Origin of the sequence: Pseudundibacterium arcticum (assembly GCF_042646465.1) — a bacterium.
In the GTDB taxonomy this organism is placed as follows: Bacteria; Pseudomonadota; Gammaproteobacteria; order Burkholderiales; family Burkholderiaceae_D; genus Undibacterium_A; species Undibacterium_A arcticum.
Genome location: NZ_JBHRTP010000008.1, coordinates 273,214 through 297,012, shown reverse-complemented (window position 1 = coordinate 297,012; position 23,799 = coordinate 273,214). Strand labels below are relative to the sequence as shown.

The window sequence follows — 23,799 nt, the reverse complement described above, 5'->3', positions numbered from 1 at the left end:
CGGATGAGCGCTGCATTACCGTCATCGTGTATCGTCGCCGTGGTCGGCAGCGGCGCGATGGGCGCCGGCATCGCGCAGACTGCGGCCGCCGCCGGCCATCGCGTCAAGCTGTACGACACCCGGCCGGAAACGGTCGCCAAGGCGCTGACCGATATCCGCAACATGTATCAGAAGCTGGCCGACAAGGGTCGGACGAGCGCCGCCGATGCCGAGGCTGCCGGCAACCGCCTGCAAGCGGCGAGCAACCTGGCCGAACTGGCCGACGCCGGTCTGGTGGTGGAAGCGATTGTCGAGAATCTGGACCTCAAGCGCGCGCTGTTCGCCGAGCTGGAAGCGGTGGTCGGTGCCGGTTGCATCCTCGCCACCAATACCTCGTCGATCTCGGTGACCGCGATCGGCGCCAAACTGGCATCGCCCGGGCGGCTGGTGGGCATGCATTTCTTCAACCCGGTGCCGTTGATGGCGCTGGTCGAAGTGGTCGAAGGTCTGGCGACCGAGCGCGCCATCGCCGATACCGTGTACGCGACGGCTGCGGCGTGGGGCAAGAGCCCGGTGCATGCCAAATCGACGCCCGGCTTCATCGTCAACCGGGTGGCGCGGCCTTACTATGCGGAGGCGCTGCGACTGCTGAACGAGCAGGCGGCCGAACCGGCCACGATCGACGCAGTGCTGCGCGAATCCGGCGGATTTCGCATGGGGCCGTTCGAGCTGATGGACATGATCGGCCACGACGTCAATTTTTCAGTGACGCAGTCGGTGTTCAATGCGTATTTCTGCGACCCGCGTTTCACGCCGTCGCTGATCCAGCAGGAGCTGGTGAATGCCGGTTTTCTCGGGCGCAAGAGCGGACGCGGTTTTTACCGTTATGGCGACGATGCGACTGCAGCGCAGCCGCAGTCCGAACCGACGCAGGTCAGACCATCAGCAGTGAGCAGTCACAGTGGCGCAGCCATCGTCGCGCAGTTGGCGGCCCGCTTCCTGCACGCCGGTATTGCGGTTGCCGAAGGTGCGGTATGTGCGGAATCCGGCGATGCGCCGCTGTTTACCTGCGGCGATGCGGGCCTGTACCTGACCGATGGTCGTAGCGCAACCGAGCGCGCACGCGTCAATGACTACCCGAATACGGTCCTGCTCGATCTGGCGCTGGACTACGGACGCGCCAGCCGCGTTGCACTGACCGCCGCCGATCAGTGCAGCCCGAGCGCCTATGCGAGCGTGGTGGGCCTGTTCCAGACCGCCGGACTGGCCGTGTCGCGGCTGGATGACGTGGCCGGGATGGCCGTGATGCGCACCGTCGCGATGCTGGCCAACGAGGCGGCCGATGCCGTCAATCAGGGCGTCTGCACCGCGGCGGCGGTCGATATCGCAATGCAGAAGGGCGTCAATTACCCGGCCGGACCGCTGGCCTGGGCCGATGCGATCGGGCTGCCGAGCGTGGTGACCGTGCTCGACCATTTGGCAACCACCTATGGCGAAGACCGCTACCGCGTGTCGCCCTTGCTGCGCCGCAAAGTCGCGGCGGGAGCGAAATTTCATGAGTGAACCGCCTACCGGAGCAACGATGAATCCACAACGACTGGCGCAAGCCGCCGCCGATGCCATGTATGCGCGCGATCCGGCGACCCAGGCGATGGGTATCGCGCTGGCCGAAATCCGGCCCGGCTATGCGCGCATGACGATGACGATCCGGGCCGACATGCTGAACGGCCATGACACTTGCCATGGTGGTTTCATTTTCGCGCTGGCCGACAGCACGTTCGCGTTTGCCTGCAACAGTCATAACCAGAACACGGTTGCGTCCGGCTGCAGCATCGACTATCTGGCGCCCGGCCTTCTGGGTGACGTGTTGACTGCGGACGGTATCGAACAATCGCTGGCCGGCCGCACCGGCGTCTACGACATCCTGGTGACCAATCAGGACGGTCGCCGCATCGCGCTGTTTCGCGGCCGCTCGTACCGGATCAAGGGCGAGGTGGTAACGCTGGAGCAACTGGCGTAACCGACCGGGACATACGCGGATCGCAGCCGGCGTCGGCCCGACCGCCTGAAGACAGTAAGCATTTCTTTTATCGTTTTGGAGCTCATCATGCCGCAACGCACACCCAATCCCGGCGATCTGGAGTCGATCGAACTGGCCAGCAAGGACGAGCTGCAGGCGCTGCAGCTGCAACGGATGAAATGGTCGCTGAAGCACGCCTACAATAATGTGCCGCACTACCGCGCATCATTCGATGCGGCGGGCGTCCATCCGGACGACTTGAAAACCCTGGCCGATCTGGCGAAATTTCCGTTCACCGGCAAGAAAGCACTGCGCGACAATTACCCGTTCGGCATGTTCGCGGTGCCGCGCGAGCAGGTAGTGCGGATTCACGCGTCGAGCGGCACCACCGGCAAACCGACGGTGGTCGGCTATACCAAAAATGACATCGACACCTGGGCCACGGTAGTCGCGCGCTCGATCCGCGCGGCGGGCGGACGGGCCGGCGACATGGTCCATATCGCCTACGGTTACGGCCTGTTTACCGGCGGTCTCGGTGCCCACTACGGCGCCGAAAAACTGGGCTGCACCGTGATCCCGATGTCGGGTGGCCAGACCGAAAAGCAGGTCCAGCTGATCCAGGATTTCAAGCCGAGCATCATCATGGTCACGCCGTCGTACATGCTCAACATCATCGAGGAATTTACCCGTCAGGGCTTCGATCCGGCTGACAGCTCGCTCCAGGTCGGGATCTTCGGCGCCGAGCCGTGGACCGATGCGATGCGCGCCGAGATCGAGGCGCGCGCCGGCATCGATGCGGTCGATATCTATGGTCTGTCGGAAGTGATGGGGCCGGGCGTCGCCAGCGAATGCATCGAGAGCAAGGACGGCCCGGTGATCTGGGAAGACCATTTCTACCCGGAAATTATCGATCCGGACACCGGCGAGGTGCTGCCCGATGGCGAGGAAGGCGAACTGGTATTCACCTCGCTCAGCAAGGAGGCGCTGCCGATCATCCGCTACCGCACGCGCGACTTGACCCGCTTGTTGCCACCGACTTCGCGCTCGATGCGGCGCATCGGCAAGATCACCGGGCGTTCCGACGACATGCTGATCATCCGCGGCGTCAACGTGTTTCCGACGCAGATCGAGGAGATCATCCTGAAGCTGCCGCAACTGGCGCCGCATTACCAGTTGGTGATTTCGCGCGACGGTCACCTTGACGTGATGGAAGTGATTGCCGAGCTGCGCCATGATTTGCCGCACCCGCTGTCGGATGCCGATCTGACCGCGCTCAACAATGCGCTGCAACACCACATCAAGACCTATGTCGGCGTCACTACCAAAGTGAGCATCCTGGCATCCGGATGCATCGAGCGCACAGCGGTTGGCAAGGCCAAGCACGTGATCGACCTGCGCAGCAAGATCAATCCACTCTAAGGACATGCAATGAATGCTTTTATTTGTGATGCGATCCGCACGCCTTTCGGCCGCTACGGCGGCGCACTGGCGACGGTGCGACCCGACGACCTCGGCGCGCTGCCGATCAAGGCATTGATGGAGCGCAACCCCGGCGTCGACTGGGCCGCGGTGGATGACCTGTATTACGGCTGCGCCAACCAGGCCGGCGAAGACAACCGCAACGTCGGCCGCATGGCGGCGCTGCTGGCCGGGTTGCCGATCGAGGTGCCGGCCAACACCATCAACCGCCTGTGCGGCTCCAGCATGGACGCGATTGGCATTGGGGCGCGCAGCATCAAGGCCGGTGAAGCCGGTCTGATCATCGCCGGCGGTGTCGAGAGCATGACGCGCGCACCGTTTGTGATGGGCAAGGCCGACAGCGCCTTCTCGCGCAGCGCGAAGATGGAAGACACCACGATCGGCTGGCGTTTCGTCAATGCGCTGATGAAGGCCAAGTACGGTATCGATTCGATGCCGGAAACCGCCGAAAATGTCGCGCAGGAATTCAACATCAATCGCGCCGATCAGGACGCGCTGGCCTTGCGCAGTCAGCAACGCTGGGCGGCAGCGCATGCCGCCGGATTCTTTCAAAGCGAGATTGTGCCGGTCAGCATCGCGCAGAAAAAGGGCGATCCAAAAATTTTCGACACGGACGAGCATCCGCGGCCTGACACGGCGATCGAGACACTCGCCAAGCTGAAAGGCGTGGTCCGGCCGGACGGCAGCGTCACCGCCGGCAACGCGTCCGGCGTCAATGACGGCGCTTGCGCGGTGCTGCTGGCATCGGATACCGCGGCGTCGAAATTCAGTCTGACACCACGCGCACGGGTGCTCGGCATGGCGACCGCCGGTCTGGCGCCGCGCATCATGGGCTTTGGCCCGTCGCCGGCTGCGCGCAAGGTGCTGGCGCAAACCGGCCTCAGTATCGAGCAGATGGATGTGATCGAGCTGAACGAGGCATTCGCCGCGCAGGCACTGGCGGTCACGCGCAGCCTCGGCCTGCTTGACGATGCCGCCCATGTCAATCCGAACGGCGGTGCCATCGCGATCGGCCACCCGCTCGGCGCCTCCGGCGCGCGACTGGTGACGACCGCGCTCAATCAGCTGGAACGCACCAAAGGGCGGTATGCGCTGTGCACCATGTGCATCGGCGTCGGCCAGGGTATTGCGATCATTATCGAACGGGTATAACGGACCAGGCAGGGAGTAGGTGAAACAGACAGCCAGAAGCGGCCTGGATGTGAAAATGGCGCAGCAAAGTCTTCACAGTCTGGCAATATTAACCTGCAATCTGTGCTTTTTCTGCTGCGGTCGGACGCTTCCCGATCACGATGACGGTCGGGATAGCGCCGGCATTTTCACTGCTCACCTGCGGCGCGGTCACGCGCGCCGTTTCAGATTTGCCGGCGACCGCGTAGGTGGTCACGCAAGTCAGAGCGATTGCGACGATGGCGATGGCTTCCATATTTTTTGCGATGTTCATTTTGCTTCCTTTCGGTGGTTGCGTTGGTATGACACCACTGTAGCCAAGCCCAACGCCCACTTCCAACGGAATGCGATGAACTGCATTTTCTACGGAGCAGACTGCCAAAACGCCGGATTAGGCAGATTCCGTTCCCGTCACATGGCAGGCTGATGCTGCCACCGGATCAGGCCGCCATCGGCAGCGCCGTCCGCATCACGTGTATCTGGCGCAAGGACAGACGGTTCAGGAACCACACCAGCAACACGGCGGCGATGGTCAGGCCGGTCACCAGTCCGATCCAGAACCCGGTGGCAGCCATCGGCACCGCCGGCGCCCAGCTTAGCCAGGCGGGCGCCAAGCCGAGCACGCAGCCCAACGGCAGCGAGAAACCCCAGAACGCAAAAATATGGATCAACATCGGCGGTCGCGTCACCTTGTAGCCGCGGATCGCACAGGATGCCGCCACTTGGGTTGCATCGGAAAGCTGGAACAAGGCCGCAAACAGCAACAAATGCTCCGCCAGCGCCTGCACTGCCGGGTCCGAAGTGTACGCTGCGGCAATCTGCTGTCGAAACAGCGCAATGAAGGTCGCTGAAGCCAGCGCGCACGCCAGCGACATGCCGATTCCGACCCACGCAATGAAGCGCGCCCGCGCCGCATCGCCTTCGCCCAAGGTCTGCCCGACGCGGGTGATCAGGCCAATGCCGAAACTCATCGGCACCATGAATACCAGCGACGCGAAATTGAGCGCAATCTGGTGCGCCGACATCGTCACCACGCCGAAGCGTGCGACCAGCAGACCAACCATGCTGAATGCGCTGACCTCGGCAAAATAAGTGATGCCGATAGGCAATCCCATTTTCAGCATCGAGCCGATCTCATTCCAGTTCGGACCTTCCCAATGGGAAAACGGGTAAGTCGTGCGGTAAGCCGGCGCACGCCGGATCCAGAACAGGATGGCGCCCAGCATCAGCCATAATCCGATACCGGTTGCTACCGCGCAGCCGACGCCACCCAGTTTCGGCAAGCCCCAATGGCCATAAATCAGCAGCCAGTTGATGAAAATATTGAACAGCAAGGCGCCCAGCGCGATCACCATGATCGGCTTGGTCTGATGCAGGCTGGTGCTATAACCGTACAGCGCGCGGTAAGCGGCAAACGGCGGCAGGCCGATGCTGATCACATGCACGAACATCGACGCCTTGTCGCGCACTTCCGCATCGAGAAAAAGATGATCAAATACCAGTGTCGCCACATTGATCAGCACACACGCGACCAGTCCGACCCCCAGCGACTTCCACAACGCCTGCCGCACCACATGTGGAATCCGGCCCAATTCGCCGGCCCCGATCTCGTGCGCGACCACCGCATTGATCGCCATCATCACGCCCATCACGGTAACAATCACGATCGCCCAGATCGACGCGCCCAGCGATACGGCGGCCAGGTCTTCGGCACTGGCATGGCCGGTCATGGCGACGTCGGCGACCGCCATGCCGACGGTGGCGAGCTGGCCGACCAGCATCGGCCACGCCAGCCGCCACAGGGCGATGGCTTCGGTGCGGACGGCGGAAAAACGGAATGTTTGTGACATCATGGATGGCGTGCGTTATCGCAAGAAAAAAAAGCCAACCGGATGCGGTTGGCCTTTGTGGAATTGGTGGCGGAACGCGGAACCTAACTAACGTCCCATTGTCGTGCAGTATAGCAAAACCACCTGCAAATGGGCATGGATTCGAACATTTGGCCGTTTTTTCTGAAAACGGAGGGTGGAGAGAATCGGGGGAAGTGTCGGTTGGAGGCCTATTGAATCCAGGAGTCAATCGGACTTATGGGATCGAAGCGAAAAATGTGCTGAACCAAGGCATATTTTGCCGGATTTGCAGCGTCAATAGCGAGCTATTGACTAAAAAGCCGGTGACACTGTATCGCTCAGAGATTTTGGCAGCCGATTCTCCGGGGGCGCCGAGCCGTAGGTCCGACAGATTCCTAGGTAAGCGTCGATAGCGCTGACTTTACCCAGCCGAAGCCGATCCTTTCTTGCTCAAGACGCAAATTCTTGCGTATTCGGTTGTCTCGCAAATCATCGTAGAGTACCGTTTCCTCAGCATTCAGCCAGGGCAAGTCGCGCAGCGTCTGTTTCTCTTCCTCACCCCATAGCGTTTCAAATGCCAGCAAAGTGTTGCGGTCCATCAGGAACGACTCCACGTGGTCGAACTGACTGCGGAGCTGATCAAGGATCGCGAAGCCGTGGGTGTCAATATCACCCCAATAATGAATGCGGCAGCGCGAAAGCCATTCGGCGCGGCTCAACATTTCGAAACCGTATCCCGCACCGAAGATGAGCAAGCTGTCCTTGACCTGCGGAAAGGCCAGGAAGTTGATCTCGTTCTCGGTGATGAACACACGCGTGACATTGGGATCGAGTTGGGCAAAGCTCTCGGCATCAAGGGTCACGTCCTGCACGAGGGCACCATGCAATAGGGCGTGCTTCGGGTCGAGAACGCGAAAGCGGATGCGCATCGGTTTGTCACGAAATCCGTACCGCTTTGCGAATTGGCTCACGCCGGATGCCGTCGGATCAATGGCTTCGGGCAGCAAGACGATATCCAGCAACTCTACGAGCACGCCGCGATGGGCTTCGATGAACTTGCTATGCACGCCGGGGAGGTCTACCTGCCGCAGGTACACGCCAGGATGTGGATGGGCCTGCAGCCAAGCGACGATGTCCAGCAGCATACGCCACTTGTCGACCAGCTCCAGCGCGCGCAGTGGCCGTTTGGCCAGCCAGTCCAGCAATTGCGGCTGTTGTTTGCGTGTTACCTCGATCAACGCAGTGAAGCGGGCGACGTCCCGCTGCTTGCCGATGAGAGCCAACGCATGTTCGAGGGTATCGATCCATACCTCCTGGGGGACGGTATTTGCGCCGAACACTCGGTGTCTGAACTCCCGCACCTCCACCCGGCAGTGAGGCATCGCTCGAAGGTCGCCAATCCAGGCACGTACCTCGTCAAAGCGGTCAGCCATCTCAGCCGAGGTAGGCACCGTGAGCGCCAAACGCCTTGGGAATAGCGACTCGCCATTGACAAGACTGGCCAGCAGTTCGCCCCGGTCCCACAGCTTTTGCATCTGGGCACGCAGGTCGACCGGCCTGGTCCAGCTCATCCGGTCATCCTCACCTTCTCTGCACGGTACTCCTCAATCGAGAGATTGCGCAGTTTGGAGGCACGGCCTTCCTCGTTGTGGACAAATCCCACGCTGGAAACGAAAGGTTCGATGATGTGGATTTTTTGCAGCGGCGTGACGATCAGGAGCTGCAGGTTGAGTTGGGCAAACAAGCGCAGGCCGTATTGCGCAGACTCGTCCGAGCCACGTCCGAAGGCTTCGTCGATCACCACGAAACGGAAGGAGCGGGAACGTACTTCGCCAAATTCCAGACCGAATTGATAGGCCAGGCTCGCCGCCAGGATGGTGTAGGCCAGCTTCTCTTTTTGACCTCCCGACTTGCCGCCCGAGTCGGAATAGTGTTCGTGTTCGCTATCGTCCTCGCGCCAGCGCTCACTGGCGGCAAACACGAACCAGTTGCGCACATCGGTGACCTTGGCGGCCCAGCGGCGATCCTGCTCGGATTGCCCTTCCCGTCCGCGAAAGCGCTCGATGATGCGTTTGACTTGCAGGAACTTGGCTTCGGAATATTGGGCATCGTCCGAGCCGGTCAGTGCTCCTTCGGTACACGCGCGCAACTCGGACTGGAAATCGCGGATGTCTGCGTCGGGCGTCGGCTGCGCTTCCAGCACGATATAGCGACCTGTGTTGTAGTCGATCTGGGTCAGCGACTCGTTGATGCGCGCGATCCGCTCCTTGATGGTTTCTCGCTCGCGGTTCAACTGCGAATTGAAATTGGCCACCTCGCGGATGGTGTTCTCGTTTAGCAGTTCCTTGAAGCGCGCCTCGAAGCGAGGCAGGTCGTCGGCCTTCAGGTGTTCGAGCATGTTCCGGTATTCGAAGCCCGCCTCGATGCTGGCATCCACCTCGGCCGTTTCCAGTTTGAATTCTTCCCTGTACGCGGCCATCGCCTGAATGACCTTGTCGCGCAGGCGGTCGAGCTTCTTGATTTCGGCATCGATCCTGGTCTGCAACCAGTCGCGCACCTCGCGCTCGCGGTTGTCGCAGGATTCGACCGTCAGTTGATGCTCGCCCAAGGCCTCGCTGCGTATAGTGTCGAGTCGCTCGAAGTACCTCGCGTGGCTTGCGCAGGCCGGTTCATCAAGCATCTCTTGCGTTTGTCCGCGCGCGGCTTCGGCGTCGCTCTTTTTCTGGTCTGCTTTGGAGCGCTTGTCTTTGTGGTCCTCCAGCTGGACTTCTGTGTCCTTCAAGGCCGCAGCGACCACGATCAACCGTTCGCTCAGCTGCTTGAGCACATCGGAGGCAGACTCCAGTCGTTGTTTCTCGTCCGTCAGCTGGGCCAACTGCACGGCAACGGACTGCCAATCGAGTTCATGGAAATCGGCGTACTCGTCAAGCTTCGTCAGTGCGGTGAGGCGGTCCTTGAGTGTGTTCTGGTCAGCCTGGATCTTGCCAAACAGGCTGCCCAGTTCGCCTAGCCGCGCCTCCAGCTTCCTGGCTGTGGCTTCGAGCGCCGCGATCTTCGCCGTGTTGGTCCAGCCCAGCACATAGCGGCTGCGGTCCTCCAGCCGATGACGGTCGTCTTTCTCGTGGCGCTCGCCGGCAGCCTTGATCTGGCCCGCACGCGTGATCGCGCGGCTCTCCCGGCGGAACTGCTCGGGTGTTGCGCAGCAGGCCACGTCGAAACGGTGCGCCGATTCGCGTTCCAGCCAGTTGTAGAAAGGCGAGTCGCGTTTTATGTCTAGCTTGCGCGCCAGGGAGTCCGGGTGCAGGTTGGGCAGTTCGCCCCGAGAACTCTGGCGTACCCGAAAATAAACCAGGCGTCCCCTGAGATGCGTTCTGTCGACCCAATCCGCGACTTTTGCGTAATGTGCATCGGGCACCAGCAGCGACAAGCCGAAGTTGCGCAACAGCCGTTCCGCGGCCCCTTCCCAGTCGCGTTCATCGTCCCGCACTTGCAGCAGTTCGCCGGCAAACGGCATATCCGCCTCAGGCAAATCGAGGGCCTTGCACAACGCAGCGCGCATCGCCACCTGTTCAGCGGGGAGGTTGCTGCGCCGGGCTTTCAGACTGTTGATCTCGGCGGACACGGTGTCATGCTCCTGCTTGCCCTGACGCAGAGTCACACCATGCTCGGTCAGATCGTTTTGCAGACTTGCCTCTTGGCTGCGCGCTGCTTCGGCCAGGGCGAGCAAGCGCTGGCGTTGATCAAGAAAATCGGGCTCCTGTTCAGCGGGCTTCTCGCCGACTGCGCGCACCAGTTCTGCGTAACGCGTTGCCTTGCGCTCGCGTTCGCCTCGTTCCCGTTCCAGTCGCTGTATTTCGACAGCCAGTCGCTCCAGACGGTCGCCGCCGTTGTCGGCAATGCTGCGCTTGAGTTCGCCTTCTTCGGCACGCTGCGCATCACGCAGATGCTCAGTGCGTCTGACGTGAGCGTCTTGCCGCACCCATTCATCAGCCAGGCCGGCGAGACGTTTTTCCAACAAGCCGAGTTTCAGGCCAGCGAAGTAGGGTCTGAGCGCCTCGCGGCAGGCGCGGAGCTCCTCGGCTTGCGCGACTAGGGATGAATGGCGCTCACAGTCGGTGACCAGCGGCGAGAGCAGTTCCACTTGCCGCTTGGCTTTTAGTACGGCCTCGTGCGCCCGATTCAGGTCATCGAAGTGGCCGATCAAGGCCGTGATGCGTGGTGCCACCTCAAAAGGTTCGAGCATGTGGCTGCGCACGAAATCGGTCAGGTTACCCACCGACTTCATCGACACCGTTTGGTGAAACAACTCCAGCGCCTGTTCATTTTCGATGCCGAAGCGACGACGGAACCAGGCGCCGTAGGGCGGAAAGGTGTCAAACACTTCTGCGCCCACGGCACGCAAGCGTTTGCGCAATTGTGCAATGTCACTACCGAAGTTGGCGAAATCGTCCATGATCGACATGCCGCTCCCCGCCGCGACAAAGAAACGCGCTGGTTGCCCCTGCGCATCCTTCATCCAGAAGACCTGTGCCAGCGTCACCGTTTGGTCATAGCCCGCGTTATGAAAAACGCCCAGGATCACCGAGTAGTTGTTGTGGTCGCGCAGTGCTACCGGCTTGGCTGTTCCACTCACTTCATTGCGCTCGGACTTGTAATGCCCCAGCACGTAAGATCGTAGCGTGCGCTCCTTGTTGTCGGCACCGGCGGCCTTGTTGTAGGCGATGCGGTGCGCCGGTACCAGCAGCGTTGTGACCGCATCGACCAGCGTTGACTTGCCCGATCCGATATCGCCGGTGAGCAGGGCGTTCTTTCCGCCCAGATTCAGCGCCCAAACCCGGCCATCGAAAGTGCCCCAGTTGAACACTTCCAGGCGCGCCAGGCGGAAGCCAGAGAGCGTATCGTCGGCGACAAAATCCATGCCCAGCGTTTGAGTCTCATTTGCGTACCTATTCATCGCCAGCCTCTTCCGAAGGCGCGCCGAGATGTGCCTGATACGCCCCCAGCCGCGCATCGAAATCAGCCAGCCACTGCGCGTCCACGAACGCTTTGAGGATGCGGCGCACTTCGAACACCCCCGCCTGCTTATTCTGATTCGCTGCGCCAGGTTTAAGCTTGCGCAGGAATCCCAGTTCCACGATCTTGTTGAGATGGGTCTCGATCTGGTCAATCAACTTGGCCTCATTGCTGCTTTCGGGCAGAAACACCCGAATCAACTCGACAATCTCATCGCGGGACAGCACAAGGCGCGTGTCACCGCCGCTCGCGTCGAACTCGGCCAGTTTTTTGCGCAGCAGCGCCAGCAGCAAGCTCACCGGAAACGACAACGGACGCCGCGTCACCAGGCGCGGAAGCTTTGGCGCTGCGTCATCTTCGTTTTCCGGGCGCGAGCGCAAGAAGGCATAGCCCTCGGCCTCGTCAAGCACCAGCTCCAGGCCCAGTACCGTTACGTAGTCGCGCACCCGCGCTTGCAGCTTGAGCAGTGCGTTCCAAAGACCGGCATCCGCTTCTTGATAGATCACGCCTTTGAGCAAAACGATGACCAGCACCGATAAGTCATTCGTTGCTACAGCGCTTTCAAGTTCTTGTTCTGCCATTCTCACCTCACCGCATTTATCGAACCGCATTGACCTAACTGATGTTACGTATTGTCCACGAAACACACGAAAAGCACGAAAGGCTTCATAGAACAATCCGCTTCGGTAACTATTCAGTCCGCTATGGTGCACCGTGCCAGTTGTAGGCAGTAAACCGTTCGCCCTGAGTAGCCCGAAGGGCGTATCGAAGGGTCTCCGGACGCAAGCAATCCTTCGATACGCTCCCTTCGATACGCTGCGCTACTCAGGGCGAACGGACCTACTGAGGGCGAACGGTCTTTTGTGCATCATTCATTCAAACCGTCACTGCAGGCTAACCAGGTGCCAGCTTCGCAAAAAATAGGGAGTATCACAATTTTCATGGCATTTACCGCATATATTTATTGCGGCTCTAAAATATACTCCCATCAATACTTGGCATACGTCGAACGCTTATTTCAACGTGGGCAGCTGTTCCTACGCTACCCATTACCACCTTTTTTTCGTGCCTTTAGTGTTTTTCGTGGACCATGCCCTTCCTCATTGTGGACGTGCATAACATCAGTTATCTGACAAAGATTACACGCGGCAAACGCGCCTGCTTCGCATATTCCTGACCATTCGGCCCTTCGCGTCTCCAGACGATGGTCTCGGTCGCTTCCTCATCCACCACGGTCTTGAAGGTATCGCCCGCGAGCTGCAGGTACGCCACCAGCTCTGCCAAGCCGTGCTGCAGCGGCTGCATCTCGCACAGCTCACGCAGGGTGACTTGCGAACGATCCTGCAAGGCGTGGCGGATATGCCGGATCAACTGCGCCTTGTCGATCACCACCTGCATGTACAACGCCGCTGCATCCACCTCTGCGTCGCCCGACTCCAGTTCGATATCGGCGATCAACGGTTTGATGGTTGGGGTGTAGAGTGGTCGTTCCATCGGCAACTCGATGTCGGCGGCGGTGTCGGCAATGGCCATCACCGCCCCCGATGGCGGTGACTCCCGCAGTGCCAGTACCTTGGCTTCGATGCCATGCAGGATGTCCATGATGCGACGGTTCTCCAGCCAGGCCTGGTCGTCCAGAAAGCGTCGCAACTGCTGCGACAGTTGCGCCACCGTGCGCTGGGTGTGTTCGCCGGCCTCCAGCCAGTCGTAGTGCACGCGACGGGTGCGGGCGTCGGGCTTGAGTTCGGCCACTGGAGGCAGGGTCAACACGCGCTCGAGCAGCGCCGAAAGTTCCTCCTGCCGGCTGCTGGACATCAGAAAATCCCAGAACGCGCGAAAACTGCGGCCCTGGTCGGAGTCGGCAATCGCATCGCGCTCGCCCATGATCTCTTCCAGCAGCGCACCTTTTGCGCCCTCCCACAGTGCGATGCGTTCGCGCACGCGCCGATCCAGCCCGCGAAAGTTGTGCTCCACCTCCCGAAAATCGGTGAGCAGCTCGCGCGCCAGCGCCATGAACTGCTGGAAGCGATCTTTCAGGGAGGTGTCGTCCATCAGCGCAATGTCGCCGGCGACCACCCGGGCAATCTCAAGGTCGATCTCGTCACGCCGCTTGTGCAATTCCGTCATGCGCGCCTGCGGGTCGGTTTCGCTGCCCTCACTCATCTGCTTGAGCAGCTCGAACAGCGTGAGCAAGCGTGACTCGGTACCCACGAAACTGCGCGCGGTGAGCGTTTCCAGCCACGCAATCGCCTTCTCGGTGGCCGGGGTCAGATCGAAATGCGGCTCGTCCGAACCCTGTAAGTAGAACTTGCGCAGCCAGCCCTTGTCGGCGCCAGTCCAGTCGTTGAGGTAGTCGAGCGCCGGCTTCGGGAATGCCTCCGCGCCGAGCCGCTCGCGCAGGGCGAACAGTTCATCCTCAAGCGCCTCAGCCAAATCCGCCTGCGCCATCAACCGCACGTTGGGCGCGATGAACACGCGCTGCAAAAAACTCGCCACCAGCGGCGCGTGATCCGAGCGCAACAGCCGCCAGGCGGGATGGCTTTGGCGCAGCAGGGCGAGGGTGGCGTAGTCGAGAGTCATTGAAGCATCATGTGGCATCCTGTCAGTGTTCGACCGTCAGGCCCAGAACGCGAGTGAACTCCGACACATTGCGGGTGACCAGTGGAAAGCCTTTCATTCGAGCGGCTCCCACAGCGTATCGCTTGCCAAGTCGACATCGTCAATATCACCCGGAAAATCATCGCCGACGCAGCCGGCAAAGCGCGCGATAAATGCTTCGGTTTTCAGCCGGCTGGGTGTGGTCGGTGCAATGCGGTAGCGCTGTTCGAGATACGCGATGAAATCCAGCGTCTCCCGTTGCAGATCGGCAGCGCCGCAGGACAGTTCCGGCAGTGGCTCCAGCAGGTGGAACGGCACTTGATTGTGGTGTTTGACGACGACTTCTTTGCCGATCCAATTCAGTGTGGGCATCCGGATTCCTGTAATTTCTGTTGATTGATGATGCTGACCCACCTGGTTTCGCGCCCCTTGCCGGCAGGTGCAATCAAGCCGTCGGCCATCATCGCCCAGCGATAGTTACGCGCGACATCGGGCCATTTTGTGCGCGGGGTGCCGGGGATTCGTGCGAAAAACGGGATCGACGTCGCTCAACTGACTCGTGCAATTTCATTCCGTGGCCAATTCATAGTGCGTACTGCGGCCGCCGGATTCAGATTTGCGCATCAAGCCACGTGCGATCAGATCGTTGGCATCGCGCAGTGCCGTGTCTGGCGAGCACTTGGCGATGGCCGCCCATTTGCTGCTGGTTAGCTTGCCGTCGAAGCCATCGAGTAATCGATTGATTAGTTTGAGCTGTCGGGCATTAAGGGGGGTGCCTGCCCAGCGCCTCCAAAAATCTGCCTTAACCATCACGGCGGACAGCGTGACTTCTGCCCCGTCGATTGCCCGTTGCAAACAACTTAGAAACCAGCTCAGCCAATCGGTCACGTCCAGCGTGCCTTTTTGTGTGCGCTCGAGAAGGTCGTAGTAGTCCTTGCGCTCACGCTGGATCTGCGCTGATAAACTGTAAAAACGCTGCGGCGATTGTTCGGATCGCGCCAAAGCCATGTCGCCCACGGCTCGCGCAATCCGGCCATTGCCATCATCAAATGGATGAATGGTCACAAACCATAGGTGCGCAAGGCCTGCTTTGAGAACGGGGTCGGTGTCTTGTAATACGTTGAACCATAGCAAGAAATTTAACATTTCTGTACTAAGTAAATGGGCCGGCGGAGCCTCGTAATGGACTTTCTGCCGACCGATCGGGCCAGAGACCACCTGCATCGGTCCTGCGGCATCATCACGCCAGCTACCCGTGCGAATCGGAGAGAGACGGCTGTAGCCGGTCGGGAATAGTGCGGCATGCCACCCAAATAACCGTTCTTGTGTCAGTGGTTTTGCAAACTGAGTAGTTGCATCAAGCACCATCTCGACTACACCATCCACATGACGGTCGGCCGGCGCTAACGCGCCAATGTCGACGCCCAGACGACGCGCAATAGAAGAGCGGACGGCATCGGGGCTGAGCCGTTCGCCCTCAATTTCACTGGTCTTGAGTACATCTTCGGTTAGCACCTGCAGCGTGGCTTGATCTCGTAGCGCATAGCCCAAGCTTTCCATGCGGCCCAGCAATCTGCCTTGTGCACGGTGTACGTCAGCCAGTGGCGTGGCCAACGTGGAAGCGTCAAAGCGCCAGTGGGGCCAGTCAGAGCGCTGCCACACATAAATTTTATTTCCGCTTTTCATGCGGAGATTATGAATATTAATCTCCGCATGGTCAAGTTATTCGACTTTATATTTGCGGAGAATAGAATGTGCATTCTCCGCAAACAGCGTCAAAATAAGCACTTATCTCATCCGTTTTGATAAATATTCGCCAAACAATTGGGCGTATTCGCCACTCGCTGAATACCGGCAACACCCAAAAACACACTTAATTACATCCAAAAGTGCGAACCACCTAAAAAACTAGTCCTGAAAATGAAATAACCCGTTAAACATCAACGGGTTATAAGGTTTATGGTGGAGACGGCGGGAATCGAACCCGCGTCCAGAAGCACTCTACAGACAGTTCTACATACTTAGCGCTGCCAATTAATTTAACCTGAACGACGCGGACGCGCACGCTGCGATCAAGCGAGTCACCTATTGTTTAATCCCAAGCCAAGTGACCCGACTCGAGACGATTCCCTATGAATGACTCTACTGCTGTTGCCAGCCCGCCCTAGGGAAGAGACGGTGTAGAGTTAGCAAGCAATTAAGCTGCTAATGCGTACGAGTTATCGTTTGCAGTTATAAATTTCTGGGTGTATTTACGAGGTAACCAGGCCTCGGTATGCCCTGCGCTGCTTTGCAACCCCTGTCGAAACCAGGTCGTCCCCAAAACAGAATTTCATTATAGCCCAATCTGGTGCGGTGAGCGGGTTCGCTTCAACCACGACGAAAAACCCTGACACCCACGTTAATTGGCGCTCCGCCAGCGCAAAATACCGGGATTCCCGCCCTCGCGGGAATGACGCGTGGCGGGCCGTCATGACTGGCGCCACGCGGGTCATTTCAATGCGAAATTGACCCGGCTGGCACTGCCCTTGTCCTTGATCTCCTCGGCCGTCAGTTTGGGCGCGATCAGGAACAGGCGTTCCGGCGCGATTTCACCTTTCTGTTCCAGGTAATCGCGCACATTGGCGGCGCGCTGGTTCGCCAGGGCGCGCATTTGTTCCGGCGTGACCTTCATGTTGGTGAGGATCAATTTTTCCATTTCGTTCGGTGGCAAGGATTTCGCGAAGCCGATGAGGTTGCGCGGTTTGGCGAACTTTTCGTCCTTGTAGATGCGCTCCAGATAGTGCGCCTTGTCGGCCTCGGGCACGTTGAGATCATCGCTCTCGGCGTCGTCATTCTGATTGCTGGCATCCTTGCGTTTCATGGCCCTGATCTTGCGGGACAGGATCGCCTCGCGGATACCTTCCAGATCGGCTTGCGGGTCGACCCAACCGGTGATATCGAGTCTTAGCGCCGGCCGATCTTTCAGCGCCTTGGTGAGAGTGTCGAGCCTGGTTTGGGTGGCCGGCGTCAGCGTCGCCAAGCCGGGCGTGAATTCGGCATACGCCAGTTCTTCGCCGCCACCGAAGGCCGAGCTGAGCAGCGCGAACGGCGAGGTCACGGCTTTCGCGATCAGGTTCATGAACAGCCGGAACACGATGCCGCCGATCGAAAACTGCGGGTCCGACAGCGTACCCGATACCGGCAGATTGATGTCAATTTCGCCGCGGCCGTTCTTCAGCAGCGCGACCGCCAGATGTACCGGCAGTTTGGTGGCGTCCGGGCTGTCCATCTTTTCACCGAACGTCAGTTGATCGAGATTGAGGTGGTTCTGCGCGGTCAGCGTGTCGTTTTCGATGTGGTAGGCGACGTTCATCGACAGCTTGCCCTTGTCGATCGCATAGCCGGCGTACTTTGCCGCGTACGGTGTCAAACGGGTCAGTTCGATGTTCTTTGCGCTCGCCTTGACATCGAGAAACAGCGGTTTGAATAGTGGATTGAGCGAGCCACTGATTTGCACCGGCGCATCGCTGTCGATGCGGCCGCGCAGGTCGATCGCGGCGGGCTGTGGATTGCGCGAGGACAGCGCGCCGATGCTGCCGCCCATGTTGGTCAGGTTGGCACTGTAATTGGGTTTGACGAAATTGTCGGTGAAGTTGATGTTGCCGCCTTGCAGCGTGGTTTGCCCGATGCGGATCAGCGCCTCTTTGCCGGACGGCGTTGGTGGAGCGATGTTTTTGGCGCTTACGCCACCGGGTAGTACGGTCGCTGTCGATTTTTCAGCGGGGGCGCTGGCCTGATCCGGTACCACCGTTACCACCGGTCCACCGGCCGGCGGTTCCTTGCCGGCAATGATGTTCTGTAGGTTGAGTTTGCCCTCCGGCGATACGATGACGCGTGCGTAAAAATCGGTCAGTGCGATCTTGCCCAGACTAATGTCAGGCTGTTTGCCGCCGACCTTGGCGTTGATGCCGGTGAAGTACAGCGATTTCCAGTTCATGAATTCGTTGGCCGTGGTCTTGTCGATGATCCTGAAATTGCTCAGGTTGGCCACGCCGTTGTAGTTGAACGCAAACGGTTGTCCGGCCTTGACCGGCAGGATCGACAGTTTTCCTTTTGCATTGATCTGGCCCTTGGTCAGGCTGACGCGCACATAGTCGCTGAAATAGGGTTGAAACGGCACTACCGGCAGATTGCGGCCGTCGAGCGTCAGTTCCGCCGCTTTGGTCAACGGCATCAGGCTGCCGTTGACCGACAGATTGCCGGACTGATTTAGTCTGGCCTGCAGATCGAGTTTTACCGGGTCCTTCATGCGGGTCGAAATCGGGCCCAGCGTCAGTTTGATCGCGTCGGCGTGCAGCTTCGCGCCCGGAGTCACGCTCTGGTCTTCCAGCAGCAGCCCGGCATCGGTCAATGACGCGTTCTTCAGATCGACCTGCCAATCGGGCGTGCCCTGCTTATGCGTGGCCGTGACGGCCTTGGCAGTCTTGGCGGGGGCAGCGTCCTGCACCAGCATCTGCATCAGGTTCAGTTTGCCCTGTGCATTGCGCCTGATATCGCCGCGCAGGCCTGTCAGTTGCAGGTTGTCGGCGCTGATTTCACGGGCTTCGCTATCGATGCTGGCGTTGTCGAGTGCGATCTTGCTGGCCGCAATACTGCCGGCGCCGCTGGCCTTGTCCGGGGTGAGCTGAAGCTGGTCGATCTCGACGCCGAGTTGCTTCAGCGTGAATCGACCGGCATCGGCCACGATCAGCGTCTTTAAAGATACATTACCGGCGATATTGGCCGTCAGGGCGCGGTTGACGTAGGGCTGATACTGGCCCAGCGGTAGCGCCGCCAGCGTGATCTGACCGGCAATCGCGGATTTGGACGGCGTGATCTGGCCCGCGAAATGCAGCGCCTCGGCGCCACTGCCGCTGGCCGACAGCGTGACATTGGCCGGGCCCGCGTTCGGCGCAGTGGACAATTGTTTGGCGTTCAGCGCCAGCTTGTTAAATTGGAGGGTCTGACGCGGCTTTGCGTTGGCGTCGTCGCTCCAGTGCAGTGTGCCGTTGGCAATGATCAACTCGCGCAGCGTTTGGCTGGATTTGCTGTCGTTCGCCTTTGCGGTTGCCGGCGGTGGTGCGGTCACCGCGTTCTTGGCGCCAGCGGGCGGTGCCTGTTGCGGCCCCGCAAGGCGCGCCCAGTTCAGTTCGCCCTTGGCATCCAGCGCAGTCCAGACTTCCGGCGTATCGAACCTGATTTGATCGATCACTGCGTTGCCGGTCAGCAGATTGAGTTTGCCGATTTTGGTGCTGATGACGCGGGCGCTGATCAGCGGTGCGGCAGCCTTGTCCGTGAGGACGAGATCGCTCAGGCTGGCGTCGCCCGACAGCACCACCTCCGGCTGGTTCTTGGCGCGGATGAAGGCCAGGTCCAGATTACTGCTCAGCTTCGCGCTCTTGATGCCGACCGGCAGCGCAATCGGCGAAAAATCGACATAACTGGCCAGGTCGAGCTTGTCAAAATCGATCGCCAGCGTGGTTTCCTGTGATCCGGCAAACGGCTTGCTGCGGCCCTTCAGCGCGATCGGCGTGCCGTTGACCGTGGCCGACAATCGCGGCGTGACGAAGCTGTCGATATCCGACGGCAGGTTGGACAGGAAGGGCAGGCCGATCGTCAGCGCGTCGAGCTTGACCTGCTTGTGCAATACCTGATCGTCAAACAATACGCTGCCATTCTCGACTTGCAGGTTGGCCAGCGCGAACAGCGCCGACTGTTTGCTCTTGGGCATTGCCTGGATGCGGTCGATGATGTCCGAAAAGTTGTAACGTCCGACACCGTCGGCGCTGGTGCGCACCAGATGGATCTGTGGCGCAACCAGTTTGGCCTCGTCCAGCACCAACGCACGGTGCCATAGCGATGCGGCGGACGCATTGATGATCAGGGTCTTGGTCGCGAACGCCGGCGTGCGCTGGTCCGGCTCGTACAGCGTGACATCGGATGCGGTCAGCGTCAGCGTGGCGGGGGCGAACTGCAGGTCGCCGATCGCGAGCTTGCGGCCGATCTGGGCTTGCACCTGTTCGGTTGCGAGCCGTTTCACCAGCGATGGCAGGGCAAGCCAGCTGATCAGGGCGAGCACTAAGATGGCGCCGACGAAAATGCCGAGCCAGCGCAATGCGCGCGCGATGCCGGATCGCTTGAGGGGTTGCGTCATCATGATTCCTTACTGACGTGCTGCAATGACATTGCGTGCCGCCTGTCGCGATTGCAACGCGCGGTTATGGATTGCCTTACCTATCGTGCCAGGAGTTCGAGTAGTTGCAGCGGCGTTTCCGCCAAGGCATCGGCACCCCAGCCGGCTGGCTCGGCGTGGCCACAATAGCCCCAGGCCGCAGCCACCGTCGGCATGCCCGCGGCGCGGCCGGCCTGAATGTCGCGCAGATCGTCGCCGACATACCAGCATTGATCCGGTTTCAGCGCAAGTCGCCGCGCTGCTTCCAGCAACGGGGCCGGATGCGGCTTGGCGTGCGCAGTGGTATCGCCGGATACCACACACGCGGCGCCTTGCAAGCCGATTTGCTGCACCAGTGGCTCGGTGAAACGGGCCGCCTTGTTGGTCACGACGCCCCAAGCCAGCCCTTGTCGGCTCAGGGTTCGCAGCAGGTCGGCCACGCCATCGAACAAACTGCTCTCAACTGCCAGTGCCGCCGCGTAGTTGTCGAGAAATCCGAGCATCAGCTCTTCGTAGCCGTCGTCGCCGGGCTGCATGCCAAACGCCACGCCTATCATGCCGCGTGCGCCAGCCGACGCCATCGGCCGCAGTTGTTCGAAAGGGGTGGGCGCAAGGCCGCGCACCATCCGCAGCCGATTCATTGCGGCCGCCAGATCCGGCGCGGTGTCGGCCAGCGTGCCGTCAAGGTCAAACAGGATCGCGCGCGGTTTCGGCAGGAAATAGGAGTTGGTCATGGGCAATGATGGTGATGAGCTTGTTTGCTGGGAGTCGGTCGGACGCCGGGTGCTTGCAGCATGAACCGGTGACCAGCCCAAGAGATGTCGGATGTGTATATACTCTCTTGTCGTATATCGCATTCCGCTTAAAAACATTGGGAAATTACTACATACTATTCGTATCTGGCCATTCTACGCGGAAATCGACGACGCGGCCGCGGTGCTAGTCCGGGCCAGTGCAGGCCACCAAATAGTTGACGCTGGTGTCCTGATTCAGACTGTAGATTTGCGTCAATGGGTTGTATGACATTCCCTTCAGGGCGTCGACTGTCATGCCGGCATCGCGAATGAATTGCGACAATTCGGCCGGCGTGATGAATTTGGCGTAGTCATGCGTTCCCTTGGGCAGCATGCGCAGCAGGTACTCGGCGCCGATCACCGCAAACAAATATGCCTTGGTATTGCGATTCAGAGTCGAGAAAAATACATGGCCGCCGGGTTTGACCAGCGTCGCGCAGGCTTGCACGATCGCAGCCGGGTCGGGCACATGTTCCAGCATTTCCATGCAGGTCACAACGTCGTAACTGCCGGGCTCGCGCTCCGCAAGGTCTTCCGCTGCGACCAGCTCGTAGCGCACCGGCACGCCCGATTCCAAGCTATGCAGGTCGGCCACCTTCAGCGCCTTTTCGGACAGATCGATGCCGGTGACCTTGGCCCCTTTCTGTGCCATCGATTCGGCCAGGATGCCGCCGCCGCAACCGATGTCGAGCACGGTCTTGCCGGCCAGCGCGGCGCGCGCATTGATCCATTCCAGCCGCAGCGGATTGATTTCATGCAGGGGGCGAAATTCGGAAGTCGGATCCCACCAGCGATGGGCGAGGTCACTAAATTTTTGCAGTTCTAATGGATCGGCGTTCATAGTGGAATGATAGCTGGAAATTCGCCAGCCTGTGATTCAGGCAACAGGATTGACATGGCTGTGGCGCGGAGGTTGCCGATAAGCTCACTATGTCAAAACACGGCCGTAAAAAAACCCTGCCGAAGCAGGGTTTTAAATATTGCTTAGTAAGTATTGCTCGCTAAGTATCGCTTAACTTTAACTACTGCGAACTATTGCAGAGCAATTGATTACTTGGTGCGGGTGCCTACAACTTCGATTTCTACGCGACGGTTCTTGGCACGGCCGGCGGCTGTCTTGTTGTCAGCAACTGGCTGGTTCTTGCCTTTGCCTTCGGTGTAGACGCGGTTGGCTTCGATGTTTTTCGAGACCAGATAAGCCTTCACAGCTTCAGCGCGACGTACCGACAGTTTTTGATTGTAACCCTCTTTACCGATCGCGTCGGTGTGACCGACAGCGATGATGACTTCCAGGTTCATGCCTTCCAGTTTCGATGCCAGGTCGTCCAGCTTGGCTTTGCCTTCTGGCTTCAGAACAGCTTTGTCGAAATCAAAGAATGCGTCAGCAGCGAACGTGACTTTTTCCGAAACAGGAGCTGGCGGTGGTGGTGGTGGTGCTGGAGCTGGTTCTGGAGCTGCTGCAACAACTGGAGCCGGCTTCTCGATTTCCTTGTCGCAACCGCCGACTGCATCGGCCGGGGTCCAGTAGCCGGTGCGCCAGCACAGACCGAACGGGTCACGAGCGATGACGCCGCGGCCGTCTTGTACGTAAGCGCTGGTTGGCTTGAGCGCTTGAATATCTGTAATTTCTTGTGCAGATGCAGAAATGGCAACTACTGCGGACGCAGCAAAGATGAGTTTCACTAATTTATTCATATTTTTCCTCTCGGGTGAGATATCCGCAGAATTGACTGCGCAACATATTTACTACATGGGTAACATCATAACATGCACTTCAGACATCACATGTGAACAATTGTGCAGATGCAATGTGCTTTTCATCATTTTGCCACAGCGATGTCGCCATCGATGATTGTCAATCGATCAATGGCTCGTTTTTGGCGTGATGTAGCGTTTTCGCAACGGCTTCGGCAAAAAAGATGCTGCGTCGCAACAAAAATTCTAGGTGAGATAGTCGTTGCCCCCGGCAAGCGCTATTTCGACGATCCCTTGACATCGATGACAACGCGACGATTTGGTGCCAGGCAATCAATTAGTTTCTTTCTGGAAATCTTAGTGTCGCATGATTTGACCGGCTCTGTTTCGCCGGCACCAACGATGGTGACTGGCGCGGCGACTCCGGCGCTCTTCAGATAAGCGGCGACGGCCGCAGCGCGTTGTTCAGACAGCTGTTGATTAGTGCCCGTGGCGCCCAAGCGGTCAGTATGGCCGGTCACGATCACGCTGCGAATGGTGCCGCACCCGGCCAGTTTGTTGCGCAGGTCCTGATCGATGCGATTCTTTGCGGCGCCGCTCAGCTGGGCCTTGGCAAATGGGAAAGTCTGGTCGTTTTCCAGTATCGCACTGAAATCGCACGCTGTCGTCGCTGGCGGCGTGACGCTGACCGGGGCCGTCGCCACGGTGGTCGGTGCGGCAAACTCGGGTGCCGTCGCTTTGGGAATCGGCGGCGCCAATTCGCCGTCGCAACCGGCGACCGCATCGGCTGACGTCCAGTAACCGGTGCGCCAGCACAGGCCGTAGGGATTGCGAACAATGGTGCCACGCGCATCCTGCGCGTAGGCGCTGTTCAGTTTGGCGGCTGGTATATCCGTCACCGTTTGCGCCGAAATACCGCTTGCAAGCGAGCCAATCACGACGCCGATGGCAAGTTTGTTCAGCATATGGATCCTTTTGTTATCGAAACGCAGTAAAGCGCCATTTTGA

17 protein-coding genes and 1 other RNA gene are annotated in these 23,799 nt (G+C 59.5%); 4 read left to right on the top strand and 14 right to left on the bottom strand.

Features of this window, described 5'->3' with window-relative positions; genetic code table 11:
- The first annotated feature begins 3 nt into the window (after positions 1–3).
- The 4 genes from paaH to pcaF all read left to right on the top strand — a co-directional run bounded on the left by paaH (position 4) and on the right by pcaF (position 4,630).
- Positions 4–1,542, top strand: coding sequence for a 3-hydroxyacyl-CoA dehydrogenase PaaH (gene paaH, locus ACFOFO_RS04335; RefSeq protein WP_390326613.1), 1,539 nt, complete (start codon positions 4–6; stop codon positions 1,540–1,542).
- 19 nt (positions 1,543–1,561) lie between these two features.
- A complete protein-coding gene (gene paaI / locus ACFOFO_RS04330; RefSeq protein WP_390326610.1) occupies positions 1,562–1,999 on the top strand; it encodes a hydroxyphenylacetyl-CoA thioesterase PaaI in 438 nt (145 codons plus the stop codon).
- Between the two features lie 87 nt (positions 2,000–2,086).
- Positions 2,087–3,418: a phenylacetate--CoA ligase PaaK gene (gene paaK, locus ACFOFO_RS04325; protein WP_390326608.1), complete on the top strand. Its 1,332-nt coding sequence runs from the start codon at positions 2,087–2,089 to the stop codon at positions 3,416–3,418.
- A gap of 9 nt (positions 3,419–3,427) precedes the next feature.
- Positions 3,428–4,630, top strand: coding sequence for a 3-oxoadipyl-CoA thiolase (gene pcaF / locus ACFOFO_RS04320; RefSeq protein WP_390326606.1), 1,203 nt, complete (start codon positions 3,428–3,430; stop codon positions 4,628–4,630).
- Positions 4,631–4,718: 88 nt separating this feature from the next.
- Here pcaF and ACFOFO_RS04315 read toward each other — a convergent pair whose 3' ends face one another.
- The 14 genes from ACFOFO_RS04315 to ACFOFO_RS04250 form a co-directional block, all read right to left on the bottom strand.
- Entirely contained in the window at positions 4,719–4,922 is a 204-nt protein-coding gene (locus ACFOFO_RS04315; protein WP_390330926.1) for a hypothetical protein, read from the bottom strand.
- 166 nt (positions 4,923–5,088) lie between these two features.
- Positions 5,089–6,498, bottom strand: coding sequence for an MATE family efflux transporter (locus ACFOFO_RS04310; protein ID WP_390326602.1), 1,410 nt, complete (start codon positions 6,496–6,498; stop codon positions 5,089–5,091).
- Positions 6,499–6,893: 395 nt separating this feature from the next.
- Positions 6,894–8,069 (bottom strand): DUF3322 domain-containing protein, encoded by a 1,176-nt coding sequence (locus tag ACFOFO_RS04305; RefSeq protein ID WP_390326599.1) that lies wholly within the window; start codon positions 8,067–8,069, stop codon positions 6,894–6,896.
- Positions 8,066–11,452: an ATP-binding protein gene (locus tag ACFOFO_RS04300; protein WP_390330925.1), complete on the bottom strand. Its 3,387-nt coding sequence runs from the start codon at positions 11,450–11,452 to the stop codon at positions 8,066–8,068. Before ACFOFO_RS04300 ends, ACFOFO_RS04305 begins: the two co-directional genes overlap by 4 nt.
- The gene (locus tag ACFOFO_RS04295; protein ID WP_390330923.1) at positions 11,445–12,092 is read right to left on the bottom strand and encodes a DUF4194 domain-containing protein; all 648 of its coding nucleotides are present in this window, start codon (positions 12,090–12,092) and stop codon (positions 11,445–11,447) included. The genes ACFOFO_RS04300 and ACFOFO_RS04295 overlap by 8 nt, the downstream gene beginning before the upstream one ends.
- 544 nt (positions 12,093–12,636) lie before the next feature.
- Complete coding sequence (locus tag ACFOFO_RS04290) at positions 12,637–14,091, bottom strand: DUF3375 domain-containing protein (RefSeq protein ID WP_390326597.1); 1,455 nt, start codon at positions 14,089–14,091, stop codon at positions 12,637–12,639.
- 93 nt (positions 14,092–14,184) lie between these two features.
- On the bottom strand, positions 14,185–14,481 hold the full coding sequence (locus ACFOFO_RS04285) for a hypothetical protein (protein ID WP_390326596.1): 297 nt from the start codon (positions 14,479–14,481) through the stop codon (positions 14,185–14,187).
- A gap of 195 nt (positions 14,482–14,676) precedes the next feature.
- Complete coding sequence (locus ACFOFO_RS04280) at positions 14,677–15,795, bottom strand: Fic family protein (protein WP_390330922.1); 1,119 nt, start codon at positions 15,793–15,795, stop codon at positions 14,677–14,679.
- Positions 15,796–16,069: 274 nt separating this feature from the next.
- Positions 16,070–16,430: a transfer-messenger RNA gene (gene ssrA, locus ACFOFO_RS04275) on the bottom strand.
- 170 nt (positions 16,431–16,600) lie between these two features.
- Positions 16,601–20,287, bottom strand: coding sequence for a DUF748 domain-containing protein (locus ACFOFO_RS04270; RefSeq protein WP_390330920.1), 3,687 nt, complete (start codon positions 20,285–20,287; stop codon positions 16,601–16,603).
- Positions 20,288–20,364: 77 nt separating this feature from the next.
- Entirely contained in the window at positions 20,365–21,036 is a 672-nt protein-coding gene (locus ACFOFO_RS04265; protein WP_390326589.1) for an HAD family hydrolase, read from the bottom strand.
- A 205-nt stretch (positions 21,037–21,241) separates the two neighbouring features.
- Complete coding sequence (gene ubiG, locus ACFOFO_RS04260; protein WP_390330918.1) at positions 21,242–21,937, bottom strand: bifunctional 2-polyprenyl-6-hydroxyphenol methylase/3-demethylubiquinol 3-O-methyltransferase UbiG; 696 nt, start codon at positions 21,935–21,937, stop codon at positions 21,242–21,244.
- Between the two features lie 209 nt (positions 21,938–22,146).
- Positions 22,147–22,791, bottom strand: a complete 645-nt coding sequence (ompA, locus tag ACFOFO_RS04255) for an outer membrane protein OmpA (protein ID WP_390326586.1) — start codon at positions 22,789–22,791, stop codon at positions 22,147–22,149.
- 278 nt (positions 22,792–23,069) lie between these two features.
- Positions 23,070–23,756, bottom strand: coding sequence for an OmpA family protein (locus ACFOFO_RS04250; protein ID WP_390326585.1), 687 nt, complete (start codon positions 23,754–23,756; stop codon positions 23,070–23,072).
- Between the last annotated feature and the right edge of the window lie 43 nt (positions 23,757–23,799).